The organism is Candidatus Nardonella dryophthoridicola (genome assembly GCF_017656055.1).
Classification (GTDB): Bacteria; Pseudomonadota; Gammaproteobacteria; order Enterobacterales; family Enterobacteriaceae; genus Nardonella; species Nardonella dryophthoridicola.
In genome coordinates, this window is sequence record NZ_CP069383.1 from 95,249 (window position 1) to 107,173 (window position 11,925).

Below are 11,925 nucleotides of genomic sequence, written 5' to 3' on the forward strand. Positions count from 1 at the left end.
TTTTATTTTAAAATAAATATAATTTTATTATAATATAAAAAAAAGTTTTTTTACAATTTTAAAATATATTTTAATGTTAAACAAAAATTCAATAATAAATAGAAAGAAAAATAAAATTAATAATATAAAAAAATCTATTATTAAAAATTCTATAAGAAAAATTAAATTCTTTATAAAAAATAATAAAAAAAATGAAGCTATTTTATATTATAAAACTTTTCAATCTATATTAGATAAAAAATATAAAAATGTTTTTAATAAAAATAAAGTTTCTAGAATAAAATCTAGAATATATAAAAATATAATAAAAATAGTTTAATTATGAAAATAGGAATTTTTTATGGTACTAATACTGGAAATACTGAAAAAATATCTAAAATTATAGCTAAAAAATTAAATATTAATAATATTTTTGATATTTCAAAAAATAAAATTAATTTAATTAATAATTATGATATAATTTTTATAGGATCTTCTACGTGGTTTTATGGTGAATTACAATATGATTGGGAGTGCAGAATAAATGAATTAAAAAAAATAAATTTTTATAATAAATATATATGTTTATTTGGATGTGGTGATCAAGTTAATTATTCTGATAATTTTTGTGATGGATTATATTATATTTATAAATCTATATATAAAAATGATATTAGATTATTAGGTTTATTTGATAAAATAAATTATAATTTTAATAAATCTAAAAGTTTTATTAAAAAAAAAAATAAATTTCTTGGTTTAGTAATAGATGAAGATAATCAAAAAAATGAAACTGAAGAAAGAATAAATAAATGGTTAATAGAAATTGATAAAAAAATTAAAATTTTTAAATAAAAATATATATTTAGTAGGTGGAGCAGTAAGAGATAAATTATTATATTTACCAATAAAAGAAAAAGATTGGGTTGTTGTAGGTTTTAATATAAAAGATATGTTAAAATTAGGATTTAAAAAGGTTGGTAAAAATTTTCCAGTTTTTATACATCCTAAAACAAAAGAGGAATATGCATTAGCAAGAAAAGATATAAAATATAAATATGGTTATTGTGGATTTAAATTTATTTTTTCCCCTAATGTAACTTTAAAAGAAGATCTATTTAGAAGAGATATAACAATAAATGCTATAGCTCAAGATAAAAATGGTAATATTATAGATCCATACAATGGTATTAATGATATAAAAAAAAAAGTTATAAGACATGTATCTAATAGTTTTGTAGAAGATCCATTAAGAGTTTTAAGAGTATCTAGAATATTTTCATATTTATTTTATTTAGGTTTTAAAATAGATTATAAAACTATAGAAATTATGAAAAAAATATCTTATTCTAATGAGTTATTATATTTATCAAGTGAAAGAATATGGAAAGAAACATATAAAGCATTAAAAACTAACAATCCAGAATTATATTTTTATATATTATATAAAACGAAATCTTTTTTTAAAGTATTTCAAGATTTTAAATATATTATTTTAAATAATTCAGATTTAAAAATATTCTTTAAAATTTTAAGAAATATTAAAAAAATACCTTATTGCCCATATATTAAATTTTCTATAATATTATATGAATTATATAAAAAAAAAAATAAATTAAAATTAAAAGTGCATAATATAATATATAATTTATTTAAAAAATTTGGTATTAAAAAAGAAATAAGAGATTTATTATATAATATTATAAATAATATAAATGATATTTTATTAATAAAATATAAAGATTATAATGATGTATTAACTTTATTTTATAAAATAAAAATTTTTAATAATATAAATAATTATATTATATTTAAAAAAATATGTTTTTTTGATTTTATATCAAATAATTTAATATCTAAAAAATACTTTATAAATTTAAATATTTATATAGATATATTATATAATATTTTTGTAAATAAAGGTTTTTTTTATAAAAAAAAAAATATTTTTATAATAAAAAAAATAATAAACAATAAAAGTAAATATAATTTTTTTATTACAAAAATTCTTTTAGATAAAAAAAAATAATTATATATTATTTATAGAGCATTTAGAATTTATTATAATACTTAAATTATTTAAATATTTATAATATATTTCTTTTTTATTTTTAAAAAATTTTATATATCCTAAATAAGCTATCATAATAGAATTGTCTGTACGTATTTTTTTTTTAGGATAATATATATTTATTTTTTTATTAATATTTTTTCTTAAACTTTTTATTATATTTTCATTTTTAGAAACTCCTCCAGATATTAATAATGTATTTATTTTATATTTATTTAATGCTTTAATAGATTTATTTATTAATATATTTATTATTGAATTTTCAAATTCTCTTGATATATCAAATCTATCTTGTATTGTTATATTTTTATTATTTTTAATTAAATAATATATATGCGTTTTTAAACCAGAAAAACTAAAATTTAAGTCTTTTGAATTTATTAAAGGTTTTGGAAATTTATATTTTCCTAATTTACCATATTTTGATATTTTAGATATAATTTTAGATCCAGGAAATTTTATATTTAAAATTTTTGCTACTTTATCGAAAGTTTGACCTAATGAATTATCTAATGTTTTACCTATTATTTTATATTTACCTATTTTATAAGATCTTATTAATTCAGTATGTCCACCAGAAATTATTAATCCTATTAACGGAAACTTTATATTTTTATTATTAATCATAGGAGATATCATATGAGCTTCTATATGATTTATAGGTATAGAAGGTATATTTAATGAATATGCTAATGATTTTCCAATGTATACACCTGTAATAAGAGATCCAAATAATCCAGGTCCATTTGTATAAGCTATTAAAGAAATTTTTTTAAAATTTATTTTATTTTTTTTAAAAATTTTATATATATTATTTATATGTTTATCAGAAGCTAAATTTGGAACTATACCATCATATTTATGATGAATCTTATTTTGATTGATATTAGTATTTAATATTATTCCTTTTTTATCATCATATATTGAAATACATGTATCATCACATGAAGTTTCTATTCCTAAAACTCTAATCATATTTTTTTAAATTTATATTTATAATATAATATTATAAATACTTTATAAAAAATAAAAAATATTAAATAATAAATTTATGATAACTATAAATATAAAAGAAAATGAAAATTTTGAGACATGTTTAAGAAAATTTAAAAAAACTTGCGATAAATTAGGTATAATATCAGAATGTAAAAGTAGAAAATTTCATGAAAAACCTTCTACAAAAAGAAAAAATAGTAAATCTTCAAAAAAAAAAAAAAAATAATATGAATGAAAATATTATTTATAATAAATCTAATATTATTAGTAATATAAATTATTATGATATTTTTAATTTTATTAATGAAAAATTAAATTTTAAGAAAATAGGAAATTATTATTTTGCTATATGTCCTTTTCATATTGATAAAAAACCATCTTTTATATTAAATAAAAATGGTATATATTATTGTTTTGGTTGTGGATCAAAAGGTAATATAATCAATTTTATTATGAATTATGAAAAATTAAGTTATATTGATTCAATAAAATATATAATAAATAATTTCAAAATTTATAATTTAAAATATAAATACTTTAACAGATATAGTTTATATTATAAAATAAATTATATTATATCAAATATATATCATAATAATTTAATGAATTATGTAAAAAATAATAATAAAATACATTATTTAGAAAATAGAAATTGGAGTATAAATACTATAAAACATTTTAATATAGGAATTTCTTATAAAAATCAAATATTAAATATATTTAAAAATAAGAAGTATTTTAAAGAAATATTATATATAGGATTAGTAAATAAAAATTTAAAATATAATGATTTATTTAATTTTAGAATTATATTTCCTATTAAAAATATTAATGGAAATATTATAGGATTTGGAGGAAGAAGTTTATTAAAAAATAAATTAAAATATATTAATAGTAAAAATAGTATTATATTTAGAAAAAATAATGTATTATTTGGATTATTTGAAGTAAACTTACATTTTAATAAAAATATACCAAAAATTTTATTAGTAGAAGGATATTCTGATGTTATATCTTTATTTAATAAAAAAATATTTTATTCTGTATCTTCTTTAGGTACTTCAATAACAGATTTTCAAATTAAATTATTATTTAAATATACTAATAAAATATTATTTTGCTTTGATAATGATAATGCTGGTAATAAAGCAGCTTTTAAAACATTAATTAATACTATTAAATATATAACTGATGATAAAGAAGTAAAATTTATATTTTTACCTAAAAATGAAGATCCTGATTCTTTTATAAATAAAGTTACAAAATATAAATTTGAAAATTTTATTTTAAAAAATTCCAAAAATTTTTATGATTTAATATTTAATTATTATTTTACTAAGATAAAAAAATTTGATATTTTTAATAAAATATATTTTATAAATAAAATAAATAAATTTATAAAATTAATTCCCGGAAATTTAATGAAGTTATTTGTTAGAAAAGAATTAATTAAAAAAATAAACAAAGTATTTTTTCTAAATAGAAAAAATATATATAAAAATAATAATAATAAATGTTATATAAATCAATTTAAATTATTAATAAGTTTATTTATACAAAATACATATTTAAATATAGATTTTAATAAATATAATGAATTATATAAATCAAAAAATTTTAAAATAAAATTTTTTATAAGTTTATACAAATTTTGTAAAATTAATAAAATAAACTCTTTTAAAAAAAATATTTTATTTTTTAAAAATAAAAAATATTATAATTTTATTTTAAAAATGTATAAATATAATAATTTAATAAAAAAAGATAATATATATTTAGTTTTTAATGATATATTAAAATGGTTAAATAATATTTTGTTTTATAAAAAAATTAAAAAATTATTGAAAATTTATAATAATATAAATATTTTAAAAAAAAATATATTAAAAATAAAAAAATAAATTTTATAATATTATGAACAATATAGATTCTATAAAAATGTATATGAAAGAAATGGGTAATGTTAAATTATTAACAAAGGAAGAGGAAATTATAATATCAAAAAAAATAGAAAAAGGTATAAATCAAATTAAATTTTCATTAATAAAGTATCCAGATTTAATATTATATATATTAAATCAATATAATTTAGTATTAAAAGGTAATTTAAAAATATCAGATATAGTTATTGGTTCTATAGAAATAAATAATAACAATAAAAAAAATAATAATGATTTAAATAATAATATAATTGAAGAAAATATTGATTTTAAAATTATAAATAAAATATTTTTAGAATTAAAAATACAGTATGAAATACTTCAGTATATAAACATTAATTTTAATAAAAATTCTAAATTATATAAAATAGAATGTAATAAATTATTTTATATATTAAAAAAAATAATATTTTCTAAAAAAATAATTAATAATATATTTATTTTTGTAAATAAAATAATTAAAAGTATAAATAGTATTGAAAAAAAAATTAAAAATAATAAAAAAAATAAAAAGAAAATAAAGTTATTTAATAAAATTAAAAAAATAGAATTTAAATATAATATAACTATAAATAATATAAAAAAAATTAATATAAAAATAACAGAAAGTAAAAAAATAGTTAAAAAATACAAAAGAGATATGATAGAAGCTAATTTAAGATTAGTTATATCAATTGCTAAAAAATATTTAAATAGAGGTCTTCAGTTTTTAGATTTAATACAAGAAGGTAATATAGGTTTAATGAAAGCTGTTGATAAATTTGAATACAAAAAAGGATATAAATTTTCTACATATGCTACATGGTGGATAAGACAATCAATTACTAGATCAATAGCTGATCAGGCAAGAACAATAAGAATACCAGTTCATATGATAGAAACTATTAATAAATTAAATAAAATTTCTAGAAAAATAATACAAAATTTTGGTAGAGAACCTACAATAAAAGAATTATCAAAAGAAATGTCTATTTCAGAAGATAAGATAATAAAAATTATAAAAATTTCAAAAGAACCTATATCTATAGAAACACCTATTGGTGATGAAAATAATACACATATAATAGATTTTATAGAAGATAAAACTTCTAATTTACCATTAGATCATGCTACATTTGATAGTTTAAAAAGTGTTATAAAAAATATATTATCAGAATTAAATCCTAGAGAAGAAAAAGTAATAAGAATGAGATTTGGTATAGATATGAATACTGATTATACATTAGAAGAAGTAGGAAAAAAATTTAATGTTACAAGAGAAAGAATAAGACAAATAGAAGCTAAAGCTTTAAAAAAATTAAAAAATATTAATAATTCAAATATATTAAAAAATTTTATAGAAAACTAATAGCTCTTGTTGGATTCGAACCAACGACCAAACGATTATGAGTCGTCTGCTCTGCCTCTGAGCTAAAGAGCTAAAAAACATTTTTTTTTAATAATTTATTATAAAGTCTTTTTCTATTTTTTCTAATAATAAAAATTTTATATCAATTTTATTACAAATTATTTTATTTATATTAATTTTTATTATATTATAGAATATTTTTTTTTTTTTAATATAAACTATTATATTTCTATTTAATTTACCTATTTCTTTTATTATATATAATAATATATTTATAATATTATTACAATCTTTTTTAATATCAAAAATTATATTTGGAAATTTATTATTTATTAATAAATTATTATTAATATTATTAATTTTTAATTTTAATAATATATCTATGTTTATTTTTTCCGTAATAAAAGGTACAATTGGATGTAAAATTTTTATTATTGTATCTAATAAATAAAATAATATATAATTATTAATAATTTTATTTTTTATTTTAATTTTATTTTTTATAAATTCTATATAGTATCTTGATATATCTATATATATAAAATTATATATATATTTTATTAATATATCCAATCTATAATTTTTAGTTAAATTATTATACATTGATAATATAGTGTTTAATTTATCTATTATCCAGTTATTATATAAATTAATATTATTAATATATATTTTTTTTTTACTTAAAACAATTTTTTTTAAATAAAAACTGTATTTTATAATATTAAAATCTATTTTACTAATAATAAAATATAATACATTCCATATTTTATTACAGAATTTATTATAAGTTAATATTAACTTTTCATTAAAGTTTATATATTTACAAGTACTATTTAACGAAAGTAAAGATATTCTTAATGAATCTATTCCTAAATACTCTTTATTTTTTATATTAGTATTTAAAATATCTAAATAATTTATTATATTATTTTTAGTTTTTGATATTTTATTACCATTTTTATCAGTTATCAATCCTGTTATGTATATATTTTTAAATGGTAAATTTAAATAACTATTTTTTCTAAATATATATGATGATATCATTATCATTCTTGATATCCAAAAAAATATTATATCAAATCCACTTATTACTAAATTATGTGGATAATATTTTATTAATTTATTTATATTATTAGGCCATCCTAATGAAACAAAACTCCATATAGATGATGAAAACCATGTATCTAAAACAGATTTTTCTTGTATTAATTTTGTATTTTTTGGTATATTAAATTTTTTTCTAATATCTTTTTCATTTATTCCGGAATATATAATATTTTTATTATACCATATAGGTATTTTATGTCCCCACCATATTTGTCTAGATATACACCAATCTTCTATTTTATTTAACCAATTAAAATAAATTTTTTCATATTTTTTAGGAAAAAATAATATTCTTTTATTTTTTACTAAATTTATAGCTATTTTAGATATATTATTGGTTTTTATGTACCATTGATTTGTTATATAAGGTTCTATTTTGGACATATTTCTAGAATTATATTTAACATTTATAATTTTATATTTCTTATTAAATATATAATTATTATTAATTAAAAAATTTAATATATTTTTTTTTAAAGATATTATGTCTAATTTTTTAAATATATTTGGGCATTCTTCTGTATATATTAAATTATTGTTTAAATCATAAATTTCAAAAAAATCTTTTATTATAAAATTATTATCAAATATTTTTATTATTTTTAAATTATTTTTTAAGGCTATTTTATAATCATTAAAACTATTAGATGGTGATACTTTAATACATCCAGATTCATGATTAATTATTACTTCATCACTATGTATTATTGTTATTATTCTATTTATTATAGGAACTAGTACTTTTTCTCCTATATATTTATTATATCTTATATCATTTTTATTTATTGCTATTGCTGAATCAGCAAAAATAGTTTCTGGTTTTGTTGTTGAAATTACAATAAATTTATCTTTAATTTCTGAATTTACAAAATAATATTTTATATACCAAATATAATCTATTTTTTTTCTATTTATTATTTCTAAATCAGGTATTACTGTTTTTAATTTTATATCCCAATTAATTATTTTATTATTTTTATATATTAATCCATCATAATACAATGTAGAAAAAATTTTATTTACAGAATATTGATAATGTTTATCTAATGTAAATCTTATTTTATTTTTGTTATCTATTAATACACCAATATTATTTAAATCATTTATTAATTTAAATTTAATATTTTTTTTAAAATTTAAAGTATTTTTTATTAATAAATTAATATCTTTATTTTCATTTAAAAATTTTTTTTCTATTAATATTTGAGTAGATATACCTGCATGATCTATTCCTAAAATGGATAATGTTTTTTTTCCTAACATTTTATTAAATCTTATATAAAAATCAACTATAAAATATTGTAATATATGACCTATGTGTATATTTCCAGTCATATTTGGAGGAGGTAATAATATACTATAATAATTATTATTATTTTTATTTTTATTTATATTATTTTTATTATATAAATTCCATATATTTTTTATATAATCTTCTATTACTTCTGGATAATATTTATTTTTCATTTTCTTTTACATATGTAAATTATTAGGATATCTTGGAAAAGGAATAATATCCTTTATATTTTTTATACCAGTAAAGTACATTAATAATCTCTCGAAACCTATTCCCATACCAGAATGCGCAACTGTTCCATATTTTCTAAGATCTATGTACCATTTATATAAATTTATATTCATATTATTATTTTTTATAGAATCTATAATTAAATTTTTTCTGTATTCTCTTTCAGATCCTCCTACTATTTCTCCTACATTTGGAAATATAATATCAAATGAAGATACTGTTAAATTATTTTTATTTAATTTCATATAAAATGGTTTAATTGATTTTGGAAAATTTTTTATTATTATTGGACAATTAAAATATTTTAATAAAATATTTTCATATTTTGTAGTTATGTCATTTTCACATTTTATATTAAATTTTTTTTTTAATATATTAACTACTTCATAATATTCTAATGTAATAAATTCTTTATTTAAATCATTATATACTTTATTTATATCATAATTATTATATTTACTAATATAATATACATCATCATATAATTTGTTTAATAATTTGTGAAAAATTTTTTTTATTAAATATATAGTGAATTTTATTATATATTTTATATTTCTAAATGCAACTTCTAACTCTAGCATCCAAAATTCAGATAAATGTTTTTTAGTATTAGAATTATCAGCTCTAAATACAGGTCCAAATGAATAAACTTTTGACATAGATAATGCATATGATTCTAAATTTAATTGTCCGGAAACAGTTAAAAATGATTCTTTTTTAAAAAAATCTAATTCTTTTTTATTATTATTATTATATATATCTAATGAAGAAACTTTAAATGAATTTCCAGAATTTTCAGTATCTACTGACGTTATTATCGGAGTTTGTACCCATATAAAATTATTTTTATTTAAAAAATTATTTATTTCTATATATATAAAATTACGTATTCTAGAAATTACTCCAAAAAATTTAGATCTTGGTCTTAAATGAAAAAATTTTCTTATAAATTCTATTTTGTTATATTTTGATGATGATATAGGATATTTTTTTTGATTTTCTATATTACCTATAATTTTGAAATTAATTAATAATATTTCTATTTTTTGTTTATTAATATTTTTTGATATTATAACTTTACCAAAAATAAATACTGAATATCCTATATTTATATTTTTTATATAATTTATATTTTTATTTTTTAGATATAATATTTGAATATTTTTTATACAAGAACCATCGTTTATTTCTATAAATATATAGTTTTTAGAATATCTTATATTTTTAATCCAACCAAATATATATATCTTTTTATTTATAAAAAGATTATATTTTTTAAATAAATTAATTATTAATAATATTTTCATTTTTTTTTTTTTAATATATTTATTACAATATTTATTATTTTATTTAATTTTATATTTATTTCATATTTACCTATATTTTTTATAGGTTTATTTATTATAAATATATTATTAATTTTAATATTTATATTATTATCTATATTTTTTTTTATATAAAAAATTATATCTTTTTCTTTTATTATATAAAGTAATTTGTTCTTTAAAGATTTAACATAAAAGGTTATATCATTATTATTACAATAATTTATTATTTTATTTTCTATTTTTTCTAAAAAATTACTTTTTTTTATATAATTTTTATTTATTTCTTCTAAATAATTATTTATATTATTTATATTTTTATTATTAGCTATTAATGCATATTCAAAAGGAATTAAAAAGTTATTAGCAAAACCTTTTCTAACATTAATTATATCTCCTACATTATTATTTTTTATTTTTTTTATTAGTATTATTTTTATCATATAAATTTATGTTTTTAATAGATAATGATTATCTGTATAAGGTAATAAAGACATATATCTTGAAATTTTTATTTGTTTAGATAATCTTTTTTGTAATTTATATTTTAATTTTGTAATTTTTCTCGGTAAAATTTTAAAATTTTCTGTTAAAAATTTTTTTAAAAAAAATACATTTTTATAATCAATCATATTATATAAAGTTTTAGTATTTTTATTAATTTTTTTTTTTATTATCAAATTTCTTATAATATTATTATCTATACTAAATTTATTTTTTAATTTTACTATATTTAATTTAAGTATATTTATATTAAATATAATATATATACCATTATATAATTTATTTATATTATATGATAATTTTTTTAATCCTAAATTTTCTATATTTAGTATTATTCCATTAAAATCATTTATAATATTTGTATAATAATTTATACTATTATTATAATCATATTTGTTTGGATCTAAAATTATCATTATTTCATAATCTATCATATTTTTTTATTTTGTTTTATAATAATTTCATATAATATTATTCCTGTTGCTACAGATAAATTTATTGAATCAACATTATTTTTCATAGGTATTTTAATTAATAAATCACATTTTTTTATTATTTTTTTAGATATTCCTGTACTTTCTGATCCAATTATTATAACAATGTTTTTATAATTATTATAATTGAAATTATATATATAATTATTTGTATTTAAATATGTACCTATAATATAATAATAATTATATTTTAGATATTTTATAAATTTATTTAAATTTTTTATAATTATTATATTAATATTTTTTGAATAACCACTTGATGATCTAAGAACAGAATTGTTTATTGGACATGTATAATATTTTGATAATATAATTTTATTTATTCCAAAGGAGAAAGCTGTTCTTAAACAAGAACCTAAATTTCTAGGATCACATATTCTATCAAATATTAATATAATATTATCTTTTAATAAAAAATTAAATTTTTCGAAATCTTTGTACATTTTTAATAAATAATTTAATTATAATATTTTTTTTATTTAATATAAATATAATATAAAAAAAAATATTATTTTATATTTTTAATTTTATATTATCTATTAATAAATATATTATAATTATATATTTTATTATACTATAAAATAGTATATTTATATTTTATTTAAATAAAAAATATAAAAAATTTTAAAATTA

At 13.8% G+C, this 11,925-nt stretch carries 12 protein-coding genes, 1 tRNA gene and 1 pseudogene; 7 read left to right on the top strand and 7 right to left on the bottom strand.

Features of this window, described 5'->3' with window-relative positions; translation table 11 throughout:
* The first annotated feature begins 73 nt into the window (after positions 1-73).
* The 3 genes from rpsT to JRY34_RS00505 are packed head-to-tail and all read left to right on the top strand — an operon-like array spanning position 74 to position 2,008.
* Positions 74-319, top strand: coding sequence for a 30S ribosomal protein S20 (gene rpsT / locus JRY34_RS00495; protein ID WP_208967128.1), 246 nt, complete (start codon positions 74-76; stop codon positions 317-319).
* Positions 320-321: 2 nt separating this feature from the next.
* Positions 322-834: a flavodoxin gene (locus tag JRY34_RS00500; protein ID WP_148708369.1), complete on the top strand. Its 513-nt coding sequence runs from the start codon at positions 322-324 to the stop codon at positions 832-834.
* Positions 806-2,008: a tRNA nucleotidyltransferase/poly(A) polymerase-related protein gene (locus JRY34_RS00505; protein WP_233455698.1), complete on the top strand. Its 1,203-nt coding sequence runs from the start codon at positions 806-808 to the stop codon at positions 2,006-2,008. Before JRY34_RS00500 ends, JRY34_RS00505 begins: the two co-directional genes overlap by 29 nt.
* On the opposite strand, the gene tsaD is transcribed toward JRY34_RS00505, so the two are convergent.
* Positions 2,009-3,025, bottom strand: a complete 1,017-nt coding sequence (gene tsaD, locus JRY34_RS00510) for a tRNA (adenosine(37)-N6)-threonylcarbamoyltransferase complex transferase subunit TsaD (protein WP_232513736.1) — start codon at positions 3,023-3,025, stop codon at positions 2,009-2,011.
* Between the two features lie 76 nt (positions 3,026-3,101).
* On the opposite strand from tsaD, the gene rpsU reads away from it, so the two are divergent.
* The 4 genes and pseudogenes from rpsU to rpoD all read left to right on the top strand — a co-directional run bounded on the left by rpsU (position 3,102) and on the right by rpoD (position 6,334).
* Entirely contained in the window at positions 3,102-3,272 is a 171-nt protein-coding gene (gene rpsU / locus JRY34_RS00515; protein ID WP_148708371.1) for a 30S ribosomal protein S21, read from the top strand.
* A 1-nt stretch (position 3,273) separates the two neighbouring features.
* Positions 3,274-4,947, top strand: a complete 1,674-nt coding sequence (gene dnaG / locus JRY34_RS00520) for a DNA primase (RefSeq protein WP_208967129.1) — start codon at positions 3,274-3,276, stop codon at positions 4,945-4,947.
* Between the two features lie 37 nt (positions 4,948-4,984).
* A pseudogene (locus tag JRY34_RS01170) lies at positions 4,985-5,053 on the top strand (sigma-70 factor domain-containing protein); the annotation flags it as partial.
* Between the two features lie 54 nt (positions 5,054-5,107).
* On the top strand, positions 5,108-6,334 hold the full coding sequence (gene rpoD / locus JRY34_RS01175; protein WP_478210067.1) for an RNA polymerase sigma factor RpoD: 1,227 nt from the start codon (positions 5,108-5,110) through the stop codon (positions 6,332-6,334).
* Here rpoD and JRY34_RS00530 read toward each other — a convergent pair.
* The 6 genes from JRY34_RS00530 to JRY34_RS00555 all read right to left on the bottom strand — a co-directional run bounded on the left by JRY34_RS00530 (position 6,335) and on the right by JRY34_RS00555 (position 11,735).
* Positions 6,335-6,406 (bottom strand) — tRNA-Ile (locus JRY34_RS00530).
* 15 nt (positions 6,407-6,421) lie between these two features.
* Positions 6,422-8,908, bottom strand: coding sequence for a valine--tRNA ligase (gene valS, locus JRY34_RS00535; protein ID WP_208967007.1), 2,487 nt, complete (start codon positions 8,906-8,908; stop codon positions 6,422-6,424).
* Between the two features lie 6 nt (positions 8,909-8,914).
* Positions 8,915-10,276 carry an asparagine--tRNA ligase gene (gene asnS / locus JRY34_RS00540; RefSeq protein ID WP_208967008.1) on the bottom strand — a complete coding sequence of 454 codons (1,362 nt, stop codon included), beginning with the start codon at positions 10,274-10,276 and terminating at the stop codon, positions 8,915-8,917.
* Entirely contained in the window at positions 10,273-10,737 is a 465-nt protein-coding gene (rplI, locus tag JRY34_RS00545) for a 50S ribosomal protein L9 (RefSeq protein WP_148708376.1), read from the bottom strand. Before rplI ends, asnS begins: the two co-directional genes overlap by 4 nt.
* Before the next feature lie 6 nt (positions 10,738-10,743).
* Positions 10,744-11,232: a 30S ribosomal protein S18 gene (gene rpsR / locus JRY34_RS01180; RefSeq protein WP_148708377.1), complete on the bottom strand. Its 489-nt coding sequence runs from the start codon at positions 11,230-11,232 to the stop codon at positions 10,744-10,746.
* Positions 11,229-11,735, bottom strand: a complete 507-nt coding sequence (locus tag JRY34_RS00555) for a 23S rRNA (guanosine(2251)-2'-O)-methyltransferase RlmB (protein WP_148708378.1) — start codon at positions 11,733-11,735, stop codon at positions 11,229-11,231. The genes rpsR and JRY34_RS00555 overlap by 4 nt, the downstream gene beginning before the upstream one ends.
* Positions 11,736-11,925: the final 190 nt, after the last annotated feature.